The sequence below is a fragment of the Burkholderia sp. BKH01 genome, assembly GCF_025685725.1.
In the GTDB taxonomy this organism is placed as follows: Bacteria; Pseudomonadota; Gammaproteobacteria; order Burkholderiales; family Burkholderiaceae; genus Burkholderia; species Burkholderia pyrrocinia_C.
In genome coordinates, this window is the sequence record NZ_JAOTQT010000001.1 from 565660 (window position 1) to 591722 (window position 26063).

24 protein-coding genes and 7 pseudogenes are annotated in these 26063 nt (G+C 61.1%); 17 read left to right on the forward strand and 14 right to left on the reverse strand.

The window, feature by feature from the left end:
* From sctJ to OEJ37_RS02450, 6 genes are all read left to right on the forward strand, one after another.
* Entirely contained in the window at nucleotides 1-855 is an 855-nt protein-coding gene (gene sctJ, locus OEJ37_RS02425) for a type III secretion system inner membrane ring lipoprotein SctJ (RefSeq protein ID WP_263343058.1), read from the forward strand.
* Nucleotides 852-1439 carry a type III secretion apparatus protein OrgA/MxiK gene (locus tag OEJ37_RS02430; protein WP_174422258.1) on the forward strand — a complete coding sequence of 196 codons (588 nt, stop codon included), beginning with the start codon at nucleotides 852-854 and terminating at the stop codon, nucleotides 1437-1439. Before sctJ ends, OEJ37_RS02430 begins: the two co-directional genes overlap by 4 nt.
* Nucleotides 1408-2121: an HrpE/YscL family type III secretion apparatus protein gene (locus OEJ37_RS02435; protein ID WP_263343059.1), complete on the forward strand. Its 714-nt coding sequence runs from the start codon at nucleotides 1408-1410 to the stop codon at nucleotides 2119-2121. The genes OEJ37_RS02430 and OEJ37_RS02435 overlap by 32 nt, the downstream gene beginning before the upstream one ends.
* Nucleotides 2084-2284: a hypothetical protein gene (locus OEJ37_RS02440; protein ID WP_263343061.1), complete on the forward strand. Its 201-nt coding sequence runs from the start codon at nucleotides 2084-2086 to the stop codon at nucleotides 2282-2284. Before OEJ37_RS02435 ends, OEJ37_RS02440 begins: the two co-directional genes overlap by 38 nt.
* An 855-nt stretch (nucleotides 2285-3139) precedes the next feature.
* Nucleotides 3140-3967, forward strand: coding sequence for a transcriptional regulator (locus OEJ37_RS02445; protein WP_317891509.1), 828 nt, complete (start codon nucleotides 3140-3142; stop codon nucleotides 3965-3967).
* A gap of 14 nt (nucleotides 3968-3981) precedes the next feature.
* Nucleotides 3982-4419, forward strand: a complete 438-nt coding sequence (locus OEJ37_RS02450) for a hypothetical protein (RefSeq protein WP_175919860.1) — start codon at nucleotides 3982-3984, stop codon at nucleotides 4417-4419.
* 111 nt (nucleotides 4420-4530) lie between these two features.
* Here the strand turns inward: OEJ37_RS02450 and OEJ37_RS02455 are convergent.
* A pseudogene (locus OEJ37_RS02455) lies at nucleotides 4531-4860 on the reverse strand (IS6 family transposase); the annotation flags it as partial.
* Nucleotides 4861-5060: 200 nt separating this feature from the next.
* On the opposite strand from OEJ37_RS02455, the pseudogene OEJ37_RS02460 reads away from it, so the two are divergent.
* A pseudogene (locus tag OEJ37_RS02460) lies at nucleotides 5061-6182 on the forward strand (IS3 family transposase).
* 45 nt (nucleotides 6183-6227) lie between these two features.
* Here OEJ37_RS02460 and OEJ37_RS02465 read toward each other — a convergent pair.
* Both OEJ37_RS02465 and OEJ37_RS02470 read right to left on the reverse strand, forming a co-directional pair.
* On the reverse strand, nucleotides 6228-6527 hold the full coding sequence (locus OEJ37_RS02465; RefSeq protein WP_174422381.1) for a hypothetical protein: 300 nt from the start codon (nucleotides 6525-6527) through the stop codon (nucleotides 6228-6230).
* 61 nt (nucleotides 6528-6588) lie between these two features.
* Nucleotides 6589-7275: an ATP-dependent Clp protease proteolytic subunit gene (locus tag OEJ37_RS02470; protein ID WP_263343062.1), complete on the reverse strand. Its 687-nt coding sequence runs from the start codon at nucleotides 7273-7275 to the stop codon at nucleotides 6589-6591.
* Nucleotides 7276-7473: 198 nt separating this feature from the next.
* On the opposite strand from OEJ37_RS02470, the pseudogene OEJ37_RS02475 reads away from it, so the two are divergent.
* A pseudogene (locus OEJ37_RS02475) lies at nucleotides 7474-7692 on the forward strand (IS6 family transposase); the annotation flags it as partial.
* 101 nt (nucleotides 7693-7793) lie between these two features.
* Here OEJ37_RS02475 and OEJ37_RS02480 read toward each other — a convergent pair.
* The 3 genes and pseudogenes from OEJ37_RS02480 to OEJ37_RS02490 all read right to left on the reverse strand — a co-directional run.
* Nucleotides 7794-8903 (reverse strand): annotated as a pseudogene (locus OEJ37_RS02480) (OpgC domain-containing protein); the annotation flags it as partial.
* Between the two features lie 620 nt (nucleotides 8904-9523).
* Nucleotides 9524-10780, reverse strand: a complete 1257-nt coding sequence (locus OEJ37_RS02485) for a DUF3443 family protein (protein ID WP_263343063.1) — start codon at nucleotides 10778-10780, stop codon at nucleotides 9524-9526.
* A complete protein-coding gene (locus OEJ37_RS02490) occupies nucleotides 10777-11253 on the reverse strand; it encodes a DUF2844 domain-containing protein (RefSeq protein ID WP_263343065.1) in 477 nt (158 codons plus the stop codon). The genes OEJ37_RS02485 and OEJ37_RS02490 overlap by 4 nt, the downstream gene beginning before the upstream one ends.
* 276 nt (nucleotides 11254-11529) lie before the next feature.
* On the opposite strand from OEJ37_RS02490, the gene OEJ37_RS35015 reads away from it, so the two are divergent.
* From OEJ37_RS35015 to OEJ37_RS35025, 3 genes and pseudogenes are all read left to right on the forward strand, one after another.
* Entirely contained in the window at nucleotides 11530-11844 is a 315-nt protein-coding gene (locus tag OEJ37_RS35015; RefSeq protein WP_411859220.1) for a hypothetical protein, read from the forward strand.
* Nucleotides 11844-11906, forward strand: a pseudogene (locus OEJ37_RS35020) (hypothetical protein); the annotation flags it as partial. The gene OEJ37_RS35015 and the pseudogene OEJ37_RS35020, both read left to right, overlap by 1 nt.
* A gap of 25 nt (nucleotides 11907-11931) precedes the next feature.
* A complete protein-coding gene (locus OEJ37_RS35025) occupies nucleotides 11932-12135 on the forward strand; it encodes a DDE-type integrase/transposase/recombinase (protein WP_411859221.1) in 204 nt (67 codons plus the stop codon).
* Nucleotides 12136-12186: 51 nt separating this feature from the next.
* On the opposite strand, the gene OEJ37_RS35030 is transcribed toward OEJ37_RS35025, so the two are convergent.
* From OEJ37_RS35030 to OEJ37_RS02505, 3 genes are all read right to left on the reverse strand, one after another.
* Nucleotides 12187-12501, reverse strand: coding sequence for a hypothetical protein (locus OEJ37_RS35030; RefSeq protein WP_411859232.1), 315 nt, complete (start codon nucleotides 12499-12501; stop codon nucleotides 12187-12189).
* 476 nt (nucleotides 12502-12977) lie between these two features.
* On the reverse strand, nucleotides 12978-13676 hold the full coding sequence (locus tag OEJ37_RS02500) for a response regulator transcription factor (RefSeq protein ID WP_174419694.1): 699 nt from the start codon (nucleotides 13674-13676) through the stop codon (nucleotides 12978-12980).
* A 352-nt stretch (nucleotides 13677-14028) separates the two neighbouring features.
* A complete protein-coding gene (locus OEJ37_RS02505; protein ID WP_175919825.1) occupies nucleotides 14029-15051 on the reverse strand; it encodes a response regulator transcription factor in 1023 nt (340 codons plus the stop codon).
* A gap of 374 nt (nucleotides 15052-15425) precedes the next feature.
* Here OEJ37_RS02505 and OEJ37_RS02510 point away from each other — a divergent pair.
* Nucleotides 15426-15727 (forward strand): annotated as a pseudogene (locus OEJ37_RS02510) (DUF1153 domain-containing protein).
* Nucleotides 15728-16473: 746 nt separating this feature from the next.
* On the opposite strand, the gene OEJ37_RS02515 reads toward OEJ37_RS02510, so the two are convergent.
* Together OEJ37_RS02515 and OEJ37_RS02520 are read right to left on the reverse strand one after the other, a co-directional pair.
* On the reverse strand, nucleotides 16474-16686 hold the full coding sequence (locus OEJ37_RS02515; protein WP_175919826.1) for an IS3 family transposase: 213 nt from the start codon (nucleotides 16684-16686) through the stop codon (nucleotides 16474-16476).
* A gap of 38 nt (nucleotides 16687-16724) precedes the next feature.
* On the reverse strand, nucleotides 16725-16985 hold the full coding sequence (locus OEJ37_RS02520; protein WP_175919827.1) for a transposase: 261 nt from the start codon (nucleotides 16983-16985) through the stop codon (nucleotides 16725-16727).
* 128 nt (nucleotides 16986-17113) lie between these two features.
* Between OEJ37_RS02520 and OEJ37_RS02525 the strand changes: the two genes are divergently transcribed.
* Nucleotides 17114-17239: an integrase core domain-containing protein gene (locus OEJ37_RS02525; RefSeq protein ID WP_244130806.1), complete on the forward strand. Its 126-nt coding sequence runs from the start codon at nucleotides 17114-17116 to the stop codon at nucleotides 17237-17239.
* Nucleotides 17240-17310: 71 nt separating this feature from the next.
* Here the strand turns inward: OEJ37_RS02525 and OEJ37_RS02530 are convergent, their stop codons facing one another.
* Both OEJ37_RS02530 and OEJ37_RS02535 read right to left on the reverse strand, forming a co-directional pair.
* On the reverse strand, nucleotides 17311-18258 hold the full coding sequence (locus OEJ37_RS02530; protein WP_244130798.1) for a LysR family transcriptional regulator: 948 nt from the start codon (nucleotides 18256-18258) through the stop codon (nucleotides 17311-17313).
* A gap of 526 nt (nucleotides 18259-18784) precedes the next feature.
* Nucleotides 18785-19774, reverse strand: a pseudogene (locus tag OEJ37_RS02535) (PDDEXK nuclease domain-containing protein).
* A 1070-nt stretch (nucleotides 19775-20844) separates the two neighbouring features.
* Here OEJ37_RS02535 and rbsK point away from each other — a divergent pair.
* Genes rbsK through OEJ37_RS02550 form a run of 3 tightly spaced genes read left to right on the forward strand, consistent with a single transcriptional unit; the run spans nucleotide 20845 to nucleotide 24241 of the window.
* On the forward strand, nucleotides 20845-21771 hold the full coding sequence (rbsK, locus tag OEJ37_RS02540; RefSeq protein WP_175919829.1) for a ribokinase: 927 nt from the start codon (nucleotides 20845-20847) through the stop codon (nucleotides 21769-21771).
* A gap of 41 nt (nucleotides 21772-21812) precedes the next feature.
* A complete protein-coding gene (gene fucP, locus OEJ37_RS02545) occupies nucleotides 21813-23186 on the forward strand; it encodes an L-fucose:H+ symporter permease (protein ID WP_263343067.1) in 1374 nt (457 codons plus the stop codon).
* Nucleotides 23187-23188: 2 nt separating this feature from the next.
* Nucleotides 23189-24241, forward strand: a complete 1053-nt coding sequence (locus tag OEJ37_RS02550; protein WP_263343068.1) for an aldose 1-epimerase family protein — start codon at nucleotides 23189-23191, stop codon at nucleotides 24239-24241.
* Nucleotides 24242-24263: 22 nt separating this feature from the next.
* On the opposite strand, the gene deoR is transcribed toward OEJ37_RS02550, so the two are convergent.
* On the reverse strand, nucleotides 24264-25034 hold the full coding sequence (deoR, locus tag OEJ37_RS02555) for a DNA-binding transcriptional repressor DeoR (RefSeq protein WP_152862188.1): 771 nt from the start codon (nucleotides 25032-25034) through the stop codon (nucleotides 24264-24266).
* Between the two features lie 146 nt (nucleotides 25035-25180).
* On the opposite strand from deoR, the gene deoC reads away from it, so the two are divergent.
* Nucleotides 25181-25861 carry a deoxyribose-phosphate aldolase gene (gene deoC, locus OEJ37_RS02560; RefSeq protein ID WP_263343069.1) on the forward strand — a complete coding sequence of 227 codons (681 nt, stop codon included), beginning with the start codon at nucleotides 25181-25183 and terminating at the stop codon, nucleotides 25859-25861.
* Nucleotides 25862-26063: the final 202 nt, after the last annotated feature.

Below are 26063 nucleotides of genomic sequence, written 5' to 3' on the forward strand. Positions count from 1 at the left end.
ATGAAGCGATTCGTCTCTTTCTCGCTGCTGCCGGCGCTGCTGCTGCTCGCCGCCTGCAACCAGCAGGAGTTGCTGAAGAACCTGACCGAGCAGCAGGCGAACGACGTCGTCGCGGTGCTCCTTGCGCACGATCTCGCCGTGCGCAAGGAGGACCTCGGCAAGACCGGCTATGCGGTCAGCGTCGAGCAGGCCGACTTTCCGACTGCCGTCGATCTGTTGCGGCAATACAACCTGCCGTCGCAGGCGCGCGTGCAGATCGCGCAGGCGTTTCCGGCCGACTCGCTCGTCGCGTCGCCGCAGGCCGAGCAGGCGCGGCTTCTGTCGGCCGTCGAGCAGCGCCTCGAGCAGAATCTCGCCGCGCTGCAAAACGTGGTAAGCGCGCGCGTACAGGTGAGCTATCCGCTCAAGCCGTCCGACAGCGGCAAGCCCGATGCGCGAATGCACGTGGCCGCGCTCCTCACGTATCGCAACGACGTGAACGCGGACATCCTCGTGAGTGAAGTGAAGCGGTTCGTGAAGAACAGCTTCACGAACATCGACTACGACGACATCTCGGTGATCCTGTATCGCGCGCCGAAGCTGTTCCGCGGCGCGCCGACGCCAGCGGCGTCGCATGCGGGCGCCGCGTGGCTCTACTGGCTCGCCGCGATCCCGGCCGCACTCGCGGCGGCGGCCGCAGGCGGGCTCGCGTACCTGCGCCGCCAGCGTGGCGCCGCGCGCGACACGCCGGCGCGCAACGCGCCCGATGCCGCCGATGCCGCCGATGCCTCTGATGCAGCCGACGACGACGCGCGCTTCGCCGCGGCCGATGCATCGCACGCATCGCGCGGCGCCCCACAGGAGCCATGCCGATGAATCCGCACGCGTTGATACAGGTGATCTACGGCCCGCTCGGCTATGCGCATCCGGATCATCGGACGATTGACGGCGTCGACCTCGCGCGCATGCCCGCTGACATCGCGAACCAATGGTTGATCGACCATCATCGGCTCGACACCGCGATCGATTTCGATTGGCGCGGCGCGCCGCTCGCAACGCCCTGCGTCGACCATTGGGCGCGTCTGCCGCGCATCGCGTTCCTGATCGGCGTGCAGCGGCTGCGCGTGGCGCTCGTCGAGCACGGCCGATACGTGCGGCTCGATGCGTCGAGCCAGCGCTTTCTGTGCGTGCCGCTCGCGGCCGTGCCGAAAGCCGCGTGCGCCGGCGCGCCCGACGACGATGCGATCGCCGCCGCCGGCGCCGCATGCGTCGCGGCCGCACTGCGCGCCGCGCCGCGCGCGCTGCGCCAGCGCCTGCCGCTACTGTTCCCGCGCGCGCATGCGACACGGCTCGCCTCCGAACTGGACGACACGCGCGGCGACGCACGCGTCGCCTGCTCTCCCACACTCTTCTCCTTCGCGGTGAATTATGCGCTCCTCGACCCTGCGCCGGCTTCCTGACACGCTCGCGCCGCTCGCCGGCGTGCTGCTCAAACGCGCACCGCTATCGCAGGCGGCGCGCGCCGACCGATTGCTCGACGAAGCGAAGCGCCGCACACAACGGCTCGTGCGCGACGCTGATGCATGCCGTGCGCATGCGGAGACGGCCGGCTACGAAGCCGGATTCGCCCGCGCGATTGCCGACGTCGCCGCATGCGTCGAGCGGATCGACGCGCAGCGGGCGACGCTGCTCGAGCGCGTCGTCGACGATGTTCGCGGCTCGCTCGAACGCCTGCTCGACGATCCGGATCTGCTGCTGCGCATCGTGAACGCGCTCGCGAGCCGTCGCGCATGCGCGGCCGATCGCCCACTGCGCGTGTCGGTGCCGGCGCACGCGAGACGCATCGCGCCTGCGATACGCAAACGCCTGAACGGCGCATACCCTGAGGTGCAGGTTATCGTCGCCGACACGCGAACGTTCGTCGTCGAATCAGACAAGACAATTCTCGAATTCGACCCGCGCGACATCGCGCGCGAGCTCTGCGATGCGGCGCTCGACGCGTGCCGCGCGGCCGCCGACGGCGACGTGCTCACGCAGCGCGCGACGACCGACGACGATCGGCCGCCCGCATCCATCGACACTTCAACCGAAACGGAGCAAGGCCATGACACCCCTGCAAGCCGGGACGCACGCGCAGACTGACGCTGTGCCCCGCTCGACGGACCGCGACTCGTCGAAGCCGTCCACCTCGCTCGACGAGATGATGAGACGATGGCTGCTCGACGACTTCAAGCAGAAGGTGATGTTCCCCGATCCCGACGACCCGAGCGCGTGCCCGACGTTCGACGGCACCGGCAGTTGGTGAACGCGCGCGCGATACGCCGCGCCCCCCGGCGTTCGCCCGTAGAACCAAGGATTTCCGCTGAACGGAGCGGCCCGCACAGCGCGCGCGGCACATCGCGAGCGTGGCGCGCACGCGCATGTCACGCTTCGTGCGCGCTCGACTCGAGGCGCTACGAGGCACTGCGATGCACGGCGTTCCGATGCGCTGCGCGGCGACATGCCCTCAGGCGTCATCCACCGCTCCCCACGTTCGCGCCGCGCGAATTTCGATGCCGCCCAAGGCGTCGCAACGCAACGCCCGTCATCACACGCGTCACGCGCCTTGCGCACGCCGCGCGAAATCGGCGGCGCGACAAATCGTCTTGCCCATCGGCGACAACGCGCCGACTGTGCGCGTCGACCGCGAAACGCATGCTCAACATGCGTCGGCGCATCGGCCCTCGTGATTCCGGCATTGCCGCCTCATTTCTCGCCAGGCGCTTTTCAGCGCGAAATTTCCATTTAAAGCGTTCAATTCGCAGACCGAATTTCGACATCATTCGACTTGAATCGTCGAGAAGCAAAATCGGACACATTTTTTAAATAATTGCTTACAACAAGTAAGCAAAAGATAATGGAGTGTCTGCCAGCTGTCGAGGTCACAAGAAACGCTTCAGCGCTATCCACCATCGGAGTACCAAACACCGCTCGCTTGATCCGGACCTCCGCGACAGATTGACGCAGACGCCGCCCAGCGTCGCAGCGCCCACACGTACCGCCATTGGTCAGTACTCGAAAAGAAATGCGCGCAATTCGACGCGCACTCGGTCGAGTCGGCTAATATGGAGCAATTCACATCGCCTTCGAATGATTTTCAAACAGTGAGAAGTGCCATATTTTGAGCAAGTATCAGATCGACGGCAGTGTCGTATTCGATAGTCAAGCAATGACGCTTTCTCGCGGCGACATCGTCACCACGCTTACCGCCAACGAAACCGAGCTGCTCTGCATCTTGATGCAGGGCACGGCCAGCAAGCAGGCGGTGATCGAGCAAATCTGGGAGAGCAAACGGCTCTTCGTCACGGAAGGCAGTTATCACCAACTCGTGCGCACGCTGCGCGTGAAGCTCGACGAGCAAGGCATCCCGCCCACGCAAGTGAAGACGTTGCCGCGGCTCGGCCTTCGCTTCCTCGGGGTCGCCAAGCTGCTCGACGAATCGCCGCCTTCTCCGGACGCGCACGCCGCGTCCGCTCCGCCGGCCGCATCGGAGCCGTCTCTTGCGCCCGAGTCGGAGTCCGCTGCGCCGGACGCGCCGATTGTGTCGAATGCGTCGCCTACGCCGATCGCGGCGCCCGCACCTCCGCCGAGCGTGCCGGCCCCCGTCAAGCACGCGGCGCAGAGCCGATCGCCAAGACGCCGAGCGACGTATCTCGCGATCTACGTGACGCTCGCGGCATGGGCAAGCGTGCTCGCGTGGGAGACGTTCCGGCATCGAGACAACACCTTCCGGTTCCGCTTCACGCGAACCCTCGACGGCATCCACTACTTCTCCGACGGCCGCATGAACCAGCCCGCTCTGCTGAAAGCCATCGACGTCAAACCGCTCAAGGGCAGCTACGTCTACGAGATCGAACTGGGTTCGAACGACTGGCTCGCGGTGTGCCCGGAATCCATTTACGAAACGCCCGAACTGTGCCAAGCCTATTTCATCGAAAAGAGCAACTGATCGCGCTGTGCGTTGTGGCGCTGAGCGGATGGACTGCCTGGTACGTCACGATCGGCGCATATCGCGATCTGCCGCACGCCAAATGCGTGATCCGCCAGCCGCGCTTCGTGCTGAGCAAGGACGGCGCGACGCGTCAGGCGATGCTGTCAACGTCGTTCTGGCTCGACGTGCATCGCGTGCACGTCTCGGGCTGCTTCGAGCACGAGAAAGTGAACCTGTCCATCGATCGTGTCGGGTCGCTGCAAACGCTCTTCAGAGGCGACGGCTCGCTGCTCTGCCGCGTCAATCATGTTGCCTACACGGCGCGCGACAGCGCAGCGTCGCAGCCGCTTCCTTCCGCGCTGCCTGACGTCGGCGACGAGATCGACCTGCGCTTTCGCAAGCTCGCGTCGAACGCGTGGATCGTCGAGACGGGCGACGATCGCGTCGGCATGTGCATCGCGGAACCCTGACGGGTAGCCCTCGCAGCGCGCCGATATTGCGCCGTGATCCGCCGAGCCGGCGGCCGTCGCATCATGCGGCGCGTCGCTTTTCCACGGGCGCCGTCAACTTGGGAGACTTCGTCAATGACGATGCATAACGCACAGTGTCTCTGAAATCATTCGACTGAGTTGGGCGACGTTGGTAAATTCGCGCCATGCGACGAACCGGGCCGCGAGGTGCTTGCGATAGAGAGAAACCCGCAGCAAATGTCGTTTTAGTGCGAAGTGCTGCCGGATCGGACCGACGCTCGACAAGGATGCCTGTGTGCGCTTCGGAACGCGAAAGCCTCGCATGCGCCGCTCGCGCTCCCGTGTGGGATGATGGCTGTTCTCTGCTCGCTTGTCGACAAGAGCTGCAGCCTTGACGAACACATGCTTCACGTTGAGCGGCTCCGGGATATCGACTTTTGACCCTGCCTCGTTTTCACGTACAGCAACTCATGCGGCGATCAAGCTAGCCTCGTAGTCGACGGGAGTGAGGAAGTCGATCGAGATATGCAGGCGTTGCCGATTGCAATAGCCCTCGATCCAATCGACGATATGACCTGAGACGTTTCTTGTAGCCATTTGGCAAGCGAGTTCTCTTTTATCCTAGAGGCAAGGAGAACTCGATGAAGAAGCGATTTACCGACGAGCAGATCATCCGAATCTTGCGCGAGGCCGAGAGCCAGGACGAGCCGGTGAAGGATCTGTGCAAGCGCCACAACGTCTCGGAACAGACGTTCTATCGTTGGCGCAACAAGTTCGGCGGCATGGATGTGGCCGACGCCCGTCGGCTCAAGGATCTGGAATCGGAGAACGAGCGGCTCAAGCGCCTGATTGCCGAGCAATTGCTGGTCATCCACGGCCTGAAGGAATTCAGCCGAAAAAAATGAGCACCCCAACGGGCCGGCGCGAAGCGCTGGAAGTCCTGACTCGGCGGGGTCTCTCGCAACGCAAGGCAGTCGTTATCTGGGGTTGAGCCGCCGGGTGGCCACCTATACGCTCAAGCAACCGGAGAAGGATCGGAGCCTGGGCGAGCAACTGATGGCGGCCGCGCAGGAAGTGCTGCGCTTCGGCTAACGGCGCATGTCGGCTTGGCTGGCGCTGGGCGAATCGCGCGTGCGGCGAATATGGCGAGCCTTGCAGCTCAACATTCCGCGGCGGCGGCCTTGCCGTCGTCGTTGTGGCAACGACATTCGCTTGCCCGGTGCGACACAACCGAATTCGGTATGGAGCTACGACTTCTTGCATGACCAACTGGTCGATGGGCGAGCGTTGAAGATGCTTTGCGTGATCGATGAATATACCCGCGAGTGCCTGGCGATCGAAGTCGGTGCCAGCCTGCGATCGAAGTCGGTGCCAGCCTGCGGTCGCAGGATGTCATCCTGACGCTGTCGCGACTGATGCGGCTGTACGGCAAGCGCGTATTCGTTCGGTCTGACAACGGCGCTGAATTTACCGCGGCCAAGGTCATGCGCTGGCTGCGAGACGCTGCAATCGGTCCGGCCTTCATCGCGCCTGCCAGTCCGTGGCAAAACGGGTTCGTCGAGAGCTTCAACGGCAAGCTGCGTGACGAATTGCTGAACCGGGAATGGTTCCACAGCCGTGCCGAGGCAAAGGTGCTCATCGAACGCCGGCGGCAGTTCTGCAACGAGCGCCGGCCGCATAGCGCGCATCGCTACCAACCTCCCGCCACGGTCCGTCGAGCCTGGCTGGATTCCGATAATATCGACGCGAGACTCACTGCCTGATTGGTCACAAAATTCCGCCTCAGGTCAGTGATGCGACGCTTCAAATCAGCGCGCCACCTGCAGCGATTTACATCGGTCCACGACCAGGCGGCAAACCTTTTCATGCACTGCCGTTACAACGTCCACGCACAGGAAAAACGGCAGGCCCGAACGCATGCCTTCGAAGCTTGGGAAGCCGTGAGCAGCAATCTGTTGCTCGATCGCCTTGCTGCGTAAATCAGGAATACTTATGTTATACGTCTTCGCTCGCGCTATCGATAGCAACGTGACAGTACCTCCGCGGTTAGTGTCGGCCAAGCCAAACATGGTATTGACCAGGCGATGCAGGCTGCCTGCCCGCTCCAATAACGCATTCCGCATTGGGTCACGGTCACTGCACGGTTCCTGCAGCCCACAGTGGCGATGATTATTTGTGAATGGAATCGCTAATGTAATAGACAACTGATGCATCAACAATTTTATTCGCCGTTCCTTTAATCATTCCATGCATTTTTGCCTCTTCTGCAGAAAGAAATCTTCTTTGATTTTCGCTAGCAAGGATGGATTTAATTTCGGAGTCACTAAAATCCGTACACTCCTTATATACCGAAAAGAACATTTTATTATATTCATCTAGATTGGATTCCACTATGCCGAGCTGATCAGGTTGTATCCTCCCGCTCACCCACACGTTAGCCGGGTGCAATATAAAGCGTCCGCCAGAAAGAGAAATGCGATCATGTGCGCCACAAAACATCATCGTGGCCGACGACATGACGGTAACGAGATTCACCGATGTAATGGGAATTTTTGAGCTCTTTATTGCCATGTAAGCCATATATCCGCTATCCATGTCCCCGCCGTAGCTATCAATATATAGATATATTTTCTTTAATTTATGGTTGACATTTAATTCATCGATGGCCTTAATTAAATCAACAACTTTCGATGACGTCACGCCTCCAACGTAGAATATTTTCCCTACCTCCGCCTCACTTTTTGCTTTCTCATCGATGATGGATACCTTTGTCGCATCTGCGTGAGCCAAAGCCAGGAAAAATAAAACACTGGAAATTATTGCTGCAGTAGAAATCTTTTTCGCGATGTGCGTCATATACAGTTTTCATCAGTGCGCGCAAGGTTGCAAATTTCAGTGCGCAGTACATATCAGGAACCATTGTTCATTTCTCGTCGCGCGTCTGCTTACAACTTTGGTTCAGTTGCTGACGGACGCGCGGCGCGCCGCTCGATACGCTAAGCCCAGTATGCGTGACAACGATATGTGGAATTTCCCTCATATTTAGGCATTCTTACACACCAGCCCACGCGGGAATGCGAGCGTCGCATGCGCGGCTTACGCAACCTGAAGCGCATGCAGGTCTTCCTGTCGAGCTTCGGTCCGATCCGACAGCACTTCGCACTGAAACGACATCTGCTGCGCGCTTCTCTCTATCGCAAACACCTCGCGGCACGGTTCGTCGCATGGCGCGAATTTACCAATGTCACCCAAACTCCGCCGAATGCCTTCTGAGCACCAGTTCCTTATGCATTTTCATCGACGAAGTCCCCCAAGTTGACAGTGTGCCCGTTCAACCCCTTTCTGCGTCGGGCATGCAGGGGGCAGGTCCGACTACGCCACCGCGCGATCCACGTTCCCGAACCGGCCACGGCCATCATCAGCCCGAGCGCGCATGCGTCGGCCACGAGTCCCACGCCGACATGCCGCAGATCGGCGCCGTGCGCGACCGGGTGCAGCAGCGCATCGATGACGAGCGAGATCGCCGCGCCCGCGACGAAGCAGATCAGCCCGCGCTGGCCGATCGCGACGACGGGCCGCACGCCCTGCGCGATCCGCGCGATCCAGCCGTAGCGCACGCAATCGGCCATCAGCCACGCGACGGCCGCGAAGCTCACGACGCGCGGCAGCGCGAGATCGCGCTTGAACACGCCTTCGGGCAGCGGTAGCCCCGAGAACAGCTTGTAGCTCGCGCAACCGAGCACGACCGCGCACGCGACGCCGGTCGCCGCGGCGCCCCATCGCCCGAGCGCGATGCGCCGGTAGAACGGCTGGCAGCGCGCGAGCACGCCGGCGACGAACATCAGTTGCCATGCGAACGGGTTGAAGCTCCAGCGGAAGCCGTCGGTATCCAGCAGCTCGGGGCCGAGCCAGCCCGCCGCCAGCCACGACGCGACGCCGAGCGCGACCAGCAGCCACGGATGGCGGCGCGCGAACGGCACGAACACCGGCGACGCGAGCGCGAACAACACGTACATCGGCAGCACCGACGCGAGATACGGCTGGCGCTGGAACGTCAGCAATTCGGCGAGGCCCGTGAGCGGCGACGCGAGCATCACGCCGACGTCGTCGAGCGCGAGGTTCGGCGCATCGATCCCGTAGTGATCGAGCACGGCCGACACGACGAGCATCAGCGTCGACGTCGCGAGAAACGCGCGGTAGATCTGCATCGCGCGGCGCACGAACCGGCGCTGCGCGGCGCGCGCGCCCTGCCGTTCGACGATCGTACCGTACGCGCTCGCGGTCGCGAAGCCGCCGAGAAAGACGAACACCTCGGCCGCGTCGCACAGCGCGAACGCATGCAGCGTCACGCGTGACAGCACGCTCGCGCTGATGTGATCGACGACGATCATCAACAGCACGAGCCCGCGGAAGAAATCGACTTCGATCAGGCGGCCGCTGCGCGGCCGCTGAACCGTGGCGGAAGACGGCATGCTCAACGACATGAACGCACCTGCGTAACGGCGGCGCGACAGGCACCGGGGAATGGATCGGGAAGGAGAAGGCGAGCGCGATCGGCAGCGATACGCGTATGCCCGCATCGCGCCAACCCGACCGGCCAGGTACGGAGATGACCGTTCATTGGAAAGCTGCATACGAAGGGAAATCGGTCAGGCCAGTCTAATGGCCGATCGGGGGAGGCCGTAAGTTGCCGGACCCGCAAGATCACGCGCATGCTGTCACGGAACGAATCGAATCTGGATCGGACTGCGAACCATTGCATCCGGAGTCGTGAAATCAACGTTGATCGTGAGCCGACGGCTTCAGGCATGAGGGAAGCGAGCGAATGAATTTTGCATCAGATCGATAGGCCTTCTGGGAGTTCTACATCATTCCGGATGACGTTTAATCCATTTCTGCGTCGGGCCTGCAGGAATTTTTCAGGTCCGACCAAGTAAGCATTGCACCGATGAGCCATATTTTCTTCATGAACATCTCTGAGGAGATAGATCGATGGGTAAACTGATACCGTCGCCGAGTACCACGATGGGTATCGTTTGCGAATTCGGCTGATTGGTGAAAATAGCGTTTTGAGGAGGCTGGGGAACTGAAAAATGCGCGGCATTCAGAGCGCGTAATACATCGGGTCGCCGTCTTGATGTTGGATCGAACCGTAGACCCTCCGGTTGAAATAGAACGGCAATCCGAGCACGTACCACGAGCCGCCGTCGCCGAACACCGATCCGCTTTCGCCGATGGGGGCCACCTGCATGTCCTGCGAGATACCATCAGCGCTCGACAGTCGATACGTCATCTGGCGGTCGGACGACCCATCCACGGCGAGCACGTCGACGTCGACCGAAAGCGGGGACGGCGGGCAATACCACGGCGCGTTATCCGAGCAAATCGGAATCCGGCCGTCCGTCGGGAAAAAGTAGCTCGCCGTACCGCTGTCGACGAATCCCAGCATCCGGTTCTTTCCGTCGCCGACTTGAACGTATCCGTTGCCGTCGGTATAGAGGACGGCCGCACCAGCTATCTGGTTGTTGATGTGAGTGCCGATACCGAAAATCAATTGGCCGACGACGCTTGGCGCGCCAAAATCCGACACCGGCGGGATCTGCAACGAGACGCCGTTGTTGTCACCATCGAACGCCGCGACGGGATTCGTCACGGTGACTGGGCTCGTGCTCGACAACGAGCAGGAACTGCCGCTGCACGCGTAGTAGTCGCCGCTGTCGGAGAACAATTGACTGATGCCGATGATGCCTTTTCCGCCGAAACTTTCGACGGTATCGGTGAGCGCCCCTTTTGAACTGCACGAAGCCGGGACACTCGACGCCCCACTGCCGTCGTCGATCACCTGCATGGCCAGGTTTGCTGCGGCTTCTCCGCCGACATGAAGATCGCCATGGACGACCGGTCCCCACACTTCGCTCGTTGCATATAGCATGCATTCGTCGACTTGGGAGCCATCGCTCGAATTCGTCTGCACCGGGAGATCGAGCCCGCTCAATGCTGATTTCATGACGCGCAAGCCGGTCGAACCGGTATCGACCTGGACGTGGTCGATCGTTACGCAACGCGTCGTGCCGGGCATGCATACCTGCACGTCGACATAAGGGATGTTCGACGAATAGGTCGGCGAGGAGCCGCTCTCGAAATAGACCGGAACGACATTGCCGCCGCTCGCCGCGACGAAACCGCCGTTGTAGCCCGGACTCGCTGCGCTGGGCGGTGGAAAATCACCGTTCACGCCGCTACTGCCGGGCCCTTGCACGGGCGGCGGAGCAGCGCCGTCGCCGCTGTCGTTGCCGCTGTCGTTGCCGCCACAACCGGCGAGGAACGCAATAGCGAGGAAAATCGCGAGTCGGCGCCTCATTGGACCACCTCGCTCGAAACGCCCGCAGGCAGCATCGTAGGGATCCACGCTCTGCCGCGAAACAGATGACCGTGCGACTGGCTCTGAATGACGAGATCGTTGCTTCGTTGTTCAAGACTATGCCGGTTGATCTGGCGCGGTGTGGATTGCCGCGCCACCATGGTCGAGAATGCGGAGTGCCCCAGCAATTCGTCGAGATCAGGCTTCGTCTTCCCGGACCATGCAACCGCAAACACTTGGCCGCTTGCATCGACGTACTGATGAATCTCGACACGGTCCTTCACCTTGTTTCGTCTGATGGTATATCGCATCGCTCCCGATTCGGCGATCGCCGAACCCGCGGCCGATCGAGATTCGTCTTGACCCGCTCCGCCATAATTCACCGGTGCGCCACCGAGCGCCGCTCGGGACAGGTTCGAAAAAATCAGAGTAAGCGCGAAGAGTGCGGTACGCGTTGAAGCTCGATTTCGCATGTTGTTCGAGTTCCGTTGTCATCTCATGAATCTAATGAAATATACAGACGCTCGATCAAGAAATTCTGAACCATTTTGAATTAATACAATATGCCAACCACTTTCTTTCATATTATTTAACCACATGGAATTCTAGATAGTCGGACCCGCAAAATCACGCGCATGCTGTCACGGAACGAATCGAATCTGGATCGGACTGCGAACCATTGCACCCGGAGTCCCGAAATCAACGTTGATCGTGAGCCGACGGCTTCAGGCATGGGGGGAGGCGAGCGTATGAAGCACGGTGTGTGCGGCAAGGGTATTGCCACGTTGTTTGCATGGTGCCGGAAATGCGGCGACAATTGCGGGTATGAAACGAACCCATGTGCGGCAAGCACACCCGACAACGATGCCATCTCCTATGCCGGTTGCCGATTTCCGCCCGACACAATCAGCTCCGCAATGTGGCTGTACTTTCGTTTTCCGCTGAGCCTGCGCATGGTCGAGGAGTTGCTGGCCGCCCGTGGTATTGAAGTGACGTACGAGACGGTGCAACGCTGGTTGGTGAAGTTCGGTCTGGGCATTGCCTGGCGCATCTGCCTACCGTGATGGCCCGGGGTGACAAGTGGCACCTTGACGAGGTGGTGGTCACGATCAACGGCAGAAAGCACTGGCTGTGGCGCGCCGTGGACCAGCATGGTGCGGTGCTCGACGTGCTGGTGCAAAGCCGGGCGCGACCGACATGCGGCCCGGCGCTCGATGCGCAAACTGCTCAAAGAGCATGGGCGCGCTCCACGTGTGCTACTCACCGACAAGCTCAAGAGCTACGCTGCGGCCAACAGGGAACTGGGCCTGAACGTAGAGCACCGGCACCACAAAAGACTGAACAACCGGGCGTAGAACTCACCCCAGCCAACGCAGTTGCGCGAGAAGGTGATGCGCCGCTTCAAATCAGCGCGCCACCAGCAGCGATTTGCATCGGTCCACGACCAGGCGCCAAACCTTTTCATGCACTGCCGTTACAACGTCCACGCACAGGAAAAACGGCAGGCGCGCACGCATGCCTTCGAAGCCCGGGAAGCCGTGAGCAGCAATCCGACGCTCGATCGCCTTGCTGCGTAAATCAGGAATACTTAGTCGGCGCTGAACAATTCGTTTTATCGCACTGATAGGCTCCACGCCGGCGACAGTGTAGCGGTTTTGAAGTTGTGTAAAGCGGCGAGAATCAGGGCGTAAAAATGCCGCAGCTTGCGCAGCATCATCCACAGATTGTGGCCGGCGCCGCACAGCACTGTAATGACCCAGCGAAACCTGCACAGGTTAAGCGGCTAAAGCGAATGCCTCAGCCGTCGTTTTCATCTTCAGCGCCTAGTGGGGCCGTCGATGGTCGTAGAACTGAATCCAGTCTGCAATCACACGGCTGACATGCTGCAGGATTTCGAAGCGGTGACGGACATATACGCTAGCGGAATGAAAGGACACGACAGAAGCGCTAGCAAAGTTAGTGAGCAGAGCCAGCACTATTTGTTGCGTACCGACAACACTGCGACAAATGCGCCATTTCCCGCAAACCCCTTTAAACCAGGCGGTTTTGTGCTTGATCGCCGCTAGCATGGTTATTGAGCATCGCTATCGCTAATAGTGAACGCCAACAATTAATCAGCATATCCAAGACTCTTAACGAGACTAATTAATTCCCGACATCCCATTCAGTCGTTCATGAAAAGTTCCGATCAGGCTGCTTATTCTGTTGCGACACCCAGTTCATCCAGTCGATATCCCTGCGTGTAGATCGAACGGAGCAGCGCGCCATTGCGCCGCGACAGATTGAGCTTCTGCCGAATTCGATAGATATGCGTATCCAGCGTGCGGGAACTCTCGTCCTCGACCGCACGCCCCCATACGCGACCGATCATCGTTTCGCGCGATACGGCCTGCCCGACATTCCGCGCGAGCAGCTCTACGATTTCGTACTCCTTGGGCGATAGCGGGACTCTTTCGTTGCCGAGATAGATCTCGCGCTCCACCGTCTCGACCCGGTATGCCCCGAACCTGATCGTAGTCAGGTTTTCCCTGATTTCGATGGTCCTGCGATGAAGCGCCTTGATCCGCGCCACCAGCTCCCGCTCGCGCGGAGGCTTGACAAGGTAGTCGTCAGCCCCTGCTTCCAGCGCTTCGACGAGGTCCGACTCGAGAATGGCGTTCGTGAGCACCAGCACCGGCAACGCGGCATAGCGTTCGCGCAACCATGCAATCACCTCGAGCCCGTCGATATCCGGCAACCGGAGGTCGAGGACGATAACGTCCGGCGCGGCACGCTGGATCTCCCTCAACGCGCGCGTGCCTTCCGGAATCACTTGTACGGTCCATGTGGCCCGTTCCAGCATTGCTTGATAACACCGCGCCTGGTCCTCGTCATCCTCTATCAAATAGATAATCACTGTCTGCCTCAACTGCTACCGATATGGCTGTACACGCGCAAATATCCGCGCCGCACATGATTCGCGCGCCGTCGAAAACCGACTTGTGCAGATGGCAATCCCACTATGCAGGATGACTCGACGGATATCTCCGCTCGCCATACGTCGCTTGAACACGGAACTTGATTGATGGTGGCTCGGCTCGCAGCGGTCTGAGGGACGCCATATTCCGCCAGAACGCCAGGCCGGTGTGACCTGCCGCGTCCGAAGTCCGCCTGGCACGGGTCGTGTCCGCAGACTCACGCTCGCTTCATCCGCGCACTTATTTATTGAATTACGAAGCAATTCTTGTCTCAATTCTCAACAATATTTCTCAGCCGATTTCACAACAATTCCGAATATTGCATCTCGCACAAGGTTTGACGGGAAACTTGCATTTCATTGCCGCGGTCGACCCGATCGCCGAGCGTCTGGTCGGTGTCAATCGACGGCAAGGCGGCAAAGGGAAATGGATTGACATCCGAGCGTTCAACGCTGTCGATGCGGAACCGAATCGTGCCGCCAGCCAACGGAAAACCGAATGAGCAAATCTCGCCACTTCATCACCTATCGCCAGCCTGCCGGACGTTCGACACGCCCCGCATGTATCGGGCAATCCGATTGTCGAGACGGTAGCTGTCGCCGGCACGCCCCCTTCTCGATAGCTCGCGTCTCGCGTAATCAAGCTTGTACCCGAGCGTATAGGCCGAGCGCAGCGCGAGCCCCGAGGTGTATGCAACCTCAGTTTTCGCCGGATTCGGAAGATGTGTGTGTCCAGTGATCGCGATACCGACTCGACATCGGGGCGGCGCCAGACGCGGCTCGCGATCGTTTCGCGCGGAATCACCACGCCGATATCCCGAGCCAGCAGTTCGACGATCTGGTATTCGATCTGCGTCAGCCGCACCAGATCGCCCGCTACGGAGACTTCCTTCGCCCGCATGTCGATGAATAGGTGTCCGATTTCAATGACGTCTAGCGCCGGCCGATGATGCCGTCGAAGCAACGCCGTGATCCGGGCGACGAATTCATCCTCCAGCACGGGCTTGCGGACGAAATCGTCCGCGCCCGCACGCAGCGCCGACACCACTTCGTGCTCAAGCACGGCACTGCCCAAAACAATGACAGGAAGATCCGGAAAGCGAGCCCTGATCCACGCCAGGACTCCGAGCCCGTCGACATCGGGCAAACGCCGCTCGAGTACGACGACGGCAGGCAAACCTTTTGCCAGTCTGCGCATCGCTGCACTGCCCGATTTCTGGTGTTCGACCGTGTAACCTCGCAAGAGCAGCCGACCGACCAAGCACGACTGCAGTTCGTCGCCGTCGACGAACAAGACTTCCGATGTATCGCACATGCCCCATTCCCACTTCGTGCCCGAGCAGTGCCGCATGCGTATCAACTGTCGGCACCGTCGTTATGGTTTTAATGACGGGTCATCGACACGGTCGTTCCGTTTCTTGTTCCCGGCGGCAACATCAAGAAATCGGCATTTGCTCGTTCGACTTGCTCGATGACTCCAGGCTCATTCTCGGGACAACTGGCCGCCCTTGTAAATTGACATATTCGACTGGATCAATTCGGTTTGCTCATGAATGCGCACGGTTCCACGCCCCACCAACCACGGGTTAACACCCAGATACACACGACCGACTAATTCATGACACGCGTGTAGTGACCCAGTGAAAACCTGTTCACGTCATAGTGGACGGAAAGACGACGAGCACGAAAATGGACGGAGACATCAAGCGATGGACGGCGAAGCGCAAGAGCGCGCTAGTGCTGGACATCATTCAGGGCAAAACGACGGTGGCCGAGGCCAGCCGGCCTATGACTTCTCGCCCTCTGAAATTGAGAACTGAGGCGAAGATGACAAGCGCGGCATGGAAAACGTGCTGCGACCGAATCCGCAGGACGTGAAAGAGCAGTACGAGCGCCAGATCAATGACCTGCAGGAAGCGTACGGCGACGCGATGCTGGAGCTGCGCGCGAGAAGAAAATTGCAGTCCTTGCTGGGCGAGGACGACAAGTGATTGAGACGATCCGGCAGGGACTAAAAGAAGAAGGCATAACCGACTCGATTTCGAAGCTGTGCCGCTGGTTCGAGGTGCCACGCCGCACAGTGTATTACCGTCCGGTCAAGCCTGAGCGGAAGGTGCAAGCCCGGTTTGCGGAGCCGATCAAGGCACTGATCGAGGAGTTGACCTGCCCACGAAATCACGGATAGGTCCCATCGTGCGCCTGTGCGAACTGCACAGGCACTGGCTAATCCAACTTGCCGAACGCCGGCATGCACACATTGCGGTCTGCGCTCTGGCAAACGAACTCGTACGCATTGCATGGGCTGCCATGCGAAGCGGCGCGGAGTTTAACCTGCATTATCACACCTGAGGCATACCAGACCGATCGCTACCCTCGATGCAACGTCTTTTCGCAGCTCGCGCAGCCAATCAGCATGGCGCAAACGACCATCCGTCGCTTCCCCAAACCCGTCTGGACTTCCGGCAGACATCATGCCGCGCCACTAATTGGGACGGAAGCGTGCGACTACATCATGCAGGCCAGATCCGACTTCGATCGGATCGCTATAGGCCGGATAGATAAACGCGAGTCGTCTATCGCCACCAGTCTGCGCTTGCGGTTTGCGGGTGGACCATAGAAAGTCCATCGACCAACTCTGATTCGGGCCTGTTGGTAACGGCAGGGGCGTGCGCTCGACAGCCGCAATACGCTTGCGTCGCCGCTTGCGCACGCTCAGTCCCGCCTTGCTGTACAGGCGTCAGATGCGCTTGTGGTTGGCGAAGCAGCCATCCCGCTGCAACAGCACGTGAATCCGGCGATAGCCGTAGCGGCACTTCTGCGCGGCAATGGCCATCATCCGGCCAGTCAGCGCTTCGTCGTCAACTCGGCGGCGTGATTCGTAGTAGAACAGCGAGCGCGAAATCCCTACCAGCCCGCAGGCCCGGGTAACACCCATGGCGCGTTCGGTCATCAATATCCGGACCGCTTCGCGCTTGGCCTGCGGGCTTGCTACTTTCGAGCCAGCAAGTCCTTCAGCGCGGCGTTGTCGAGCATCGACTCGGCCAACAGGCGCTTGAGCTTGCTGTTCTCCTGCTCCAGTTCTTTCAGGCGCAGCGCTTCAGAGACCGTCATCCCGCCGAACTTCGCTTTCCAGTTGTAGTAGGTCGCTTCCGAGGTGCCGTACTTGCGGCAGAGCTCCGCCGGCTTTAGGCCAGCCTCGGCTTCTTTCAAGATGCCGATGACTTGTTCTTCTGTGAATCGCTTTTTCATTGCCGCTCCTCTCTGGAACGGACTCTACACCGTCACCGCACTAAACGCGGGGAGTAGGTCAGGCGCTGGTGCGCAGTTACAGACTGCACCAGGAGTTCATTACGCCGCATTGCCCGCAACAGAACGGCATGGTCGAGCGCGTGATTCGAACGCTCAAGGAGCAATGCGTACACCGTCACCGCTTCGAAATCCTGCAGCATGTCAGCCGTGTGATTGCAGACTGGATTCAGTTCAACCATCGACGGCCCCACTAGGCGCTGAAGATGAAAACGCCAGCTGAGGCATTCGCTTTAGTCGCATAATCTGTGCAGGTTTCGCTGGGTCATTACACGCGCGGCGATTTGCTGAATTCCGGAGCGAGCTGGACGCCGTCGGCGAATTCGATCGTCGATAGCACGTCGGTCAGGATATCTAGGAATCGGGTGGCAGCCGGCAAACGCGACGCACCGCGCCGGGTAAAAATGTAGATTTCGCGCTGAAGTATCGGTGATTCGATGAGCCGATAAGGTAGACCAAGCGCGCCCTGATGCGACGCAGCAAGCGCCGAAATGATGCATGCGCCGATACCGCTCCGCACAAGCGCAAGCTGCATGTCAAGGCTCGTAACTGCAACCTTACGCGCCATACGTTCCCAAAGGCCCGGCGCGTATTGCCTCAATGCCACAGCGATGCACGAATCGTCGGCGTCTCGCAGAATCGTCAGTTCGCTCAGATCCTTAAGGGTCAGCGGCGATGGAATGCTGACCAAGGCAGCCGGAAAAACGACGCCGAGCCGGGCAGTCAACAGAAGCCTCGCGTGCAGTACGCTCGCCGCCATGCCGATATACGAGCCGATACCAACGTCGACTTCGCCCGACTCTATTCGCCGGATCACACCGACGCTGGTATCGGCGATCAGATTGACGTGAATACCAGGCTCCCTTTCATGGAGCGCTCGAATCACATGCGGCATCACGGTGGAACCGAACGAAAGCCCGCTTGCTATATGCACCGTTCCGCTGCACCCGCGAATCTGTTCGCCGATCCCCTTCAGCGCGAAATCAAGATCGTTGAGAATCCGGACCGCGTCGACGTAAAAGGAAACGCCGTACGAAGTCAACGCGAGCCGGCGCGTATTCCTTTCGAATACCTCGACACCCAGCATTGATTCGAATTCGCGGATCGTCTTGGTCAGCGTGGATTGCGTCAGGCACAGCTCGATGGCCGCGCCGGTAAAACTTCCTTGTCTTGCCACCGCAACAAAAGCGCGCAAATGGCGAAGTGTGACATTCAATCGACATTCTCCGCGAACGACCTTGGCCGGCAAGATTGCTGGAGCGGCCCGATCACCGACCGCGGTTCGAGTCTCCCTGATCTGCATTGGCGATCTTTATGTCGAACGCCATCGATCATGTCAGACAAATCAGGCACGTCACCGGCTGCGCCGCCCGCTTCGCCACGGTAATGTACGAAACCCGACCGGCAATCGTACTACCTCAGATGCAACATGGGGAAATTTTGGTGAGCCCGACCGTTTATGTAATCGGGCCGCCACAACTATGAGCGAGTCCGACTTCTCCGGACCGCGCATCATGGTCTACGGCTTCCAACCTTCACCATGCGGCCCTTCGCCCGGCTGGAGAGGCCGGCCCGAAGATCTCGCGGTTCCCGTGCAAGAGACGTACACGCATGCCAGAAAAGCAAGCGAACGCGAGAGTCGCGCAAGCCGTCATGAGTTTCATAAGAGGCGCCTCTTTACATTTCTGTTTACGAAGACCGCTACAAAGTAAACAGCCTCGCTCGCAAAAACTTTAGCGGATTCAAGTTTCGCGGTTTTCTTCGAGCCGCGCGCGGGCAGCAGCGATTGACTGATGTAACTTGGCCTGCAGCGTCTCGCGCGGCGGAAGCACGGTTAGATACTCGGCGACGTGGATGCTGCTTTTGCCAAGTTCAAGCAATTCAATCTGTTCTTGTTTCTTCCCAGCACACAGAATAATGCCGATCGGCGGTGCCTCATCCGGCTCCTGCTCGTGCTTCGCGAGCCAGCGCAAGTACAGTTCCATCTGACTCTTATACTCGGCTTTAAAGGAACCGAGCTTTAGTTCGATAGCGACAAGACGTTTGAGCTTGCGGTTGTAGAACAACAGATCGAGATAGAAGTCGTCGTCGTCGATCGGCAACCGTTTCTGGCGAGCAACGAACGTGAAGCCCGCGCCAAGCTCCAGTAGGAACTGTTCCATCTCGCGCAGGATCGCGTCTTCGAGATCGCGCTCCAGATAGTGATCATTGAGGCCGAGAAAGTCGAGTATGTACGGCTCCTTCAGCACGAGGTCGGGCGTCATCTGCTGCGCGTCGCGGAGGTGCGCCACTTCGCGCCGGATCACTTCATCGGGTTGCCGCGACAGCGCGCTGCGCTCGAACAGCATCGACTGCATCCGCTCCTGCAACTGCCGCGACGACCAGCGCTCCAGACGACAGAGCTCAATGTAGAAGCCGCGCTTGAGCGGGTCTTCGACTTACATCAACATCTTCAGATGGGTCCAGCTCAATTCTCTCCGCAGTGCGGAGAGAATTGGCTCATCAGGAAACACATCGGCCGCGCGGATGCAGTGGCGCAATTGCTGCTCGCTCCAACCCCGGACGTACTCGCCTCTCAGCTGCCGTGCGAGCGCGGGGAGGATCTGTTGTCCGTAGCCTGCGCGCTCACCGCCCAGCACATCATCTCGAATGCGACAACCGACCTGCCAATAAAGGAGGGGCAGTTCCGCGTTGACTGCCGCGGCCGCCCAGGCGCGCGCCGAATCAATCATGCGGCGGATGTCGGTCAATAGCGATGCGGGACTAGGTCAGTCATCTGGTCAGGAATGGAGGAGTCGGCGGGCCGGCTCGCGCCAATAGGGGCCACGTTACCGGAATCTCGGCAACGGCGGAACCCTGATGGGCGCAACCTGAATTCTCTCCACACCGCGGAGAGAATTCAGCCATCTGCCCGTCGAGGCCATCGCCTTACGCGCCGCTGAGGGTGCGCACCCGCAATTGAGCTTCAGCCGCGTCTCAGGCGAAGCCGCCTCACCCGCCCCCCCGCCCGGATCGAAGAACGTCCAGACCCGCGTGTGACGCAATGTCCCATGAATCCGCCCACCGGCACGTCGTCGCCAACGCCAGAAATGCAGCGGCGCCGAAGTGGTGACGGCACCGTTTTTCGATCGCCGCGATGGGAGGCGTTCATATCATTTACTATGTTTCCCTTCAGTTCTCGCGATTAAGCGCCACAACGTCGACGAGATGTCACGCGGTCCTGTAAGTCTGCCGTCGCCCCAAACGGGGCCCATGTTGAGCCACCCGTGCAGTCGGCGTCACGTTCATCCGTGCTCCGCCCTTCGTCTTCTGTCACCCGCGGGGACAGCGCCAACGTCAGGTCATTCAACCTGCTCGCATCGAGTGGATTTCCGCCCTCAATCAGAAAGCATTGTGAAAGGATATCGCTTTCCCTTGCCACATCAACTGAGTGCGCACATTAACTTAGAAATACTCATCAATTTCCTCGACGGGCAACTTTTGCACGCCCCTGCCGACTCTCAAGCCGTCCTAACGCAGCGGGAAATAAAGTAGCTTGATATCAATCAGTTACTTCTATTTGCCACATAGTGAAATGCGAGGTGGCGTCTTTTTTGCACATTTCCGCCCCTTCTCGTCAGTGCGACCTTTTTTGTATGTCGACATCCCCATCAGCAAAACCATCGCACGTCCCCATCCCAAATAGTGACCCGACTAACGTCTGGAGATTGAATTTTCACATTTAATGTGATTTTATTATCACTCATCACAGGCCGCCGCCGACCACGCATGCGGCGCACCCCATACCAAGGAACAGACACAGATGGAGACAATCGCCGTCATCGGCAGCAACATGGTCGACCTCGTGACCTATGTCACGCGCATGCCCGCCCGGGGCGAAACGCTCGAAGCACCGAACTTCGAGCTCGGCTGCGGCGGCAAGGGTGCGAACCAGGCGGTCGCGGCCGCACGCCTCGGCGCGCGCGTCGTGATGGTGACGAAGGTCGGCGACGACGTGTTCGCCGACAACACGATCCGCAATTTCGAGCGCGAGGGGATCGACACCACGCACGTGCGCAAGGTCACCGGCGTGCCAAGCGGCGTCGCGCCGATCTTTGTCGAACCCGATTCGAGCAACAGCATCCTGATCGTCAAGGGCGCGAACCGCCACCTGAAGCCGGCCGACATCGACGCGGCCGCGCCGATGCTTTCCGAATGCGCGCTGATCGTGCTGCAGCTCGAGATCGAACTCGACACCGTCTATCACGCGATCGCGTTCGGCGCGCGCCACGGCATCCCCGTGCTGCTGAACCCCGCGCCCGCGGTGGCCGACCTCGATTTCGAGCGGATTCGCTCCGTCGAATTCTTCGTACCGAACGAAACCGAACTCGCGATCGTGTCGGGCATGCCGGTCGATTCGCGCGACACCGCGGCGCGCGCCGCCGAAGCGCTGGTCGCGCGCGGCCTGAAGCACGTGCTCGTCACGCTCGGCGACAAGGGTTCGCTGCTCGTGTCGCGCGACGGCGTGCGGCACGTGCCGGGCGTGCCGGTCGACGCGCGCGATACGACGGGCGCCGGCGACGCGTATATCGGCTGCTTCGCGCGCTGCTACGCCGCATCGCGCGACGTGGTCGACGCGATGCGCCACGCATCCGCGTACGCCGCGCATTCGGTCACAGGCCTCGGCACGCAGAAGTCGTACGCCAACGCCGCGACGTTCGAGCGCTTCCTCCGCGACGCCGGCCTCTGAACGGCGCCTTCATCGACGAGACAATTGGGAAGGAGACACCCATGAGCCGAGCCAGGATCGAACACACACCCGATGGCTACTACCTGAACCGCACGCCGCTGTTCGCATTCACGCTGCTGTGCTGCCTGTTCGCGCTGTGGGGCACCGCCGCGAACCTGAACGACGTGCTGATCGCGCAGTTCAAGAAATCGTTCTTCCTGTCCGACTTCGAATCGGCATTCGTGCAGTCCGCGTTCTATCTCGGCTACTTCTTCCTCGCGATCCCCGCCGCGACCGTCGTGAAGAAGTTCAGCTACAAGACGACCATCCTCGTCGGCCTGCTGCTCTACACGACCGGCTGCCTGCTGTTCTTCCCGGCCGCGTCGATGGCGAAGTACGGGATGTTCCTCGTCGCGCTGTTCGTGATCGCCGCGGGCCTGTCGTTCCTCGAAACGGCGTCGAACTCGTATTCGACGCTGATGGGCCCGCGCGATACCAGCACGCGGCGGCTGAACATCTCGCAGACGTTCTACCCGTTCGGCGCGATGGCCGGCGTGTACATGGGCAGCTTCCTGATCTTCAAGGAAGGCGATGCGTCGCATGCGCAGCTCGCGGCAATGTCGGCGGCCGACGCGCACGTGCGCCAGCTCGCAATGATCCAGGCCACGCTCGAGCCGTACAAATGGCTGATCGTCGTGCTCGTCGCCGTGTTCGTCGTGTTTGCGCTCACGCCCTACCCGGCCTGCAAGGGCAACGGGCCGAGCGCGGCCACGCACCGGATCGACGCGCGCGGCACGCTCGCGCGCCTGTTCGGCAACCGGCGCTTCGTCGCGGGCATCGTCGCGCAGTTCCTGTATGTCGGCGCGCAAGTCGGCGTGTGGAGCTTCACGATCCGGCTCGCGATGCAGATCGGCGGTCTCACCGAGCGCGGCGCCTCGCGCTACCTGCTCGCGACGTTCTTCGCGTTCTTCGTCGGCAAGCTGGTCGCGACGCTCGTGATGAAGCGCGTCGGCCCGGCCAAGGTGCTGATCGTCTACGGCATCCTGTGCATCGCGCTGCTCGCGTACACGATCAGCGTGCACGACATCACGGCCGTCTATGCAGCGGTGTGCGTAAGCGTGTTCCTCGGCCCGTGCTGGCCGACGATCTACGGCCTCACGATCGACGGCCTCGGCAAGGACACCGAATACGGCGGCTCGATCCTCGTGATGAGCATCGTCGGCGGCGCGGTCGTGCCGCTGATCCAGGGGCTGATCTCCGATCACACCGGCGGCAACATGCAGCTCGCGTTCGTCGTGCCGCTCGCATGCTTCGTCGTGATCGTCTACTACGGCTTCTACTGCCTGCGCCACCTGCCGGCAGCAACACCCGACGCGGCAGCCGACGGCAACGCGCCCGCGCGCTACGCCGCGACGCGCAACACGTCGGAAGCGTGACCATGCGAGGCGAGATCGAACTGCGGCGCGACGACTTCCGCGACACGCCGCGCACGCTGTACCGCACCGACGGCATCACCGTCACCGCGTTCGCGTATCCGTCCGGCGTCGAGGCGCTGAAGCTCGAGAACCGCCGCGGCCACCTCGTCGTGCTGCCGTATCTCGGCCAGATGATCTGGGCCGCCGCGTTCGACGGCCGCGACCTGACGATGAAGCACATGTTCCGGCATCCGAAGCGCGCGGCGTCGATCATCGATACCTACGGCTGCTTCATGTTCCACAGCGGGCTGCTGCGCAACGGCTGCCCGGGCCCGGAAGATACGCACGCGCTGCATGGCGAGATGCCGTGCGCGCCGATGGATCGCGCGAGCCTGATCGTCGGCACGGATGCACGCGGCGCAACGATCGAAGTGACCGGCGAATACGAATACGTGCAGGGCTTCGGCAGCCACTACGTCGCGCGTCCGTCGGTGCGCCTCGCGGAGCACGACGCGCAGATGACGATCGCGATGGACGTGACGAATCTCGGCGGCGCGCCGATGGACCTGATGTACATGGCACACCTGAACTATGCGTACGTGCCGGGCGGCCGCTTCGTGCAGTCGCTGCCGCGCGGCGGGTTGCAATTGCGTGAAAGCGTGCCCGCGCACGTGAAGCCGATCGCCGCGTGGCGCGATTACACGGCCACGCTCGCACGCGAACCGGAACGGCTCGCGACGCTCGATGCGCCCGCGCTGTACGACCCCGAGATCGTGTTTTTCATGAACGGTGCGGAAACGGATGCAGACGGCGTCGCGCATTTCCTGCTCGCGCATCCGGACGGCGGCGCCTTCCACACCGCGTACCGCCCCGAACAGTTCCCGCATGCGACGCGCTGGATCCTGCACAACGCGGACCAGCAGGTCGCCGCGTTCGCGCTGCCGTCGACCTGCGAGCCGGAGGGTTACGAAGCCGAACGCCGCAAGGGCCATGTCGCGGTGCTCGCGCCGGGCGCGACGCGCCGCTTCGACGTGGTCACCGGCTACCTGAGCGCGGCGGAAGCACGCGATGCGTGAAGCGATCCGCGGCCGCGTTGCGTCAGGTCACGAGCGCGATCCCGTGTTCGCGGATCGCCGTTTCGTAGCGGCTGCTCAGTTGCCCGTCGGAGATCACGTAGTTGAAGTCGGTCAGTTCGGCGAAATAAGCCGCGCGCACTTCGTCGAACTTCGTGTGGTCGACAATCAGGAAGCGGTTCTGCGCGCGCGCCATCACCTTCTTCTTCGCGTCGACTTCGTGGAAGTTGAAGCACGTGACGCCGCAGCGGTCGCTCACGCCGGCCGCCGAGATGAACGCCTTCGACACGCGCACCGTGTCGAGGATGCCGGTTTCGGCGACCGACTCGAACACCATGTTCTTGCGGTGGTACGCGCCGCCGCACAGGATCACGCTGCAATGCGGCTTTTGCTGCAGCTTCGCGAATACGTTCAGCGAATTGCAGACAGCCGTGAATTCGAGGTCGTCCGGAATGAAGTCGACGATGAACGGCGTGGTCGAGCCGCAGTCGACGAAGATCGTGTCGCCGGTCGTCACGAACTGCGCGGCCAGCTTGCCGATGCGGCGCTTTTCCTCGGTCTGCCGGTTGTTCTCGGCGCTGATCAGGTACTCGCCGATGTCGCTGCGCTGCGCGGCGAAATGGCGCGTCACGTAGCCGCCGATCAGGCTCAGGCCGTGCGGGTTGTCCGCGAGATCGCGGCGGATCGTCATCTCGGACACGCCGAACAGCTCGGCGACCTCCCTCAGATGAATCGCATTCTGCCCTTGCAGCACGTTCATCAGCGTCTTGATCCGTTCGCCCTTCTTCGTTTCCATGCCTGTATCCTGCGTGCCTGTCGCACTCGTCGCTCGTCGTGCCGGGCGCGCGGGCCCGGCCGGAATGTCGTATTTGTAACAAACCGATGTGAAAACATCAACTTTCCGTGTGCCTTTCCGGCACACGATCCGTGGAGTCCTGAAACATGCCGCTTTCCAACGCCCAACTCGCCCAAACCATCGATCACACGCTGCTCGCGCCCGACGCGAGCGACGCGCAGATCCGCGAACTCTGCCGCCAGGCGGCCGAGCATCGCTTTTACTCGGTCTGCGTGAATTCGGCGAACGTGCCGCTCGCCGCACGCGAGCTGGCCGATACCGGCGTGCTCGTCTGCGCGGTGGTCGGCTTTCCGCTCGGCGCGGGGCTGTCGACCGCGAAGGCATTCGAGGCGTCGGCCGCGATCGCGGCGGGCGCCCGTGAGATCGACGTGGTGATCAACCTCGGCGCGCTGAAGAGCGGCCGCGCCGACGACGTGAAGGCCGACATCGCGGCCGTGCAGCACGCGTGCGGCGCGGTGCCGTTGAAGGTGATCCTCGAGACGGGGCTGCTGAGCGACGACGAGAAGGTGCGCGTGTGCGAGATGTGCCGCGATCTCGGCGTCGCGTTCGTGAAGACGTCGACGGGCTTCGGCCACGGCGGCGCGACGCTCGCGGATGTCGCGCTGATGCGCCGCACGGTCGGTCCGGATCTCGGCGTGAAGGCATCGGGCGGCGTGCGCGACCGCGCGGCCGCGCTCGCGATGCTGGACGCCGGCGCGACGCGGCTCGGCACGAGCTCGGGGGTGGCGATCGTCACCGATCAAGGCGGCAGCGATTCGGGGTACTGACGCGCGCAAGCCGGCTTTCGCATGCGAGACCTGCAAGCGAAGGCCGGTTGCCCGGATACGCGCTCGGACGACGACGCACGGCCCTGCGATTCCGACGATCGAAGCACGAAGTCCGAAGCACGGCACCGGAAATTCTACCCACGATCGGTGCGGCCGCAACCATGCGCGTCCGCGCCCCGTTCGGCGGTTCGACGCCGCCGCG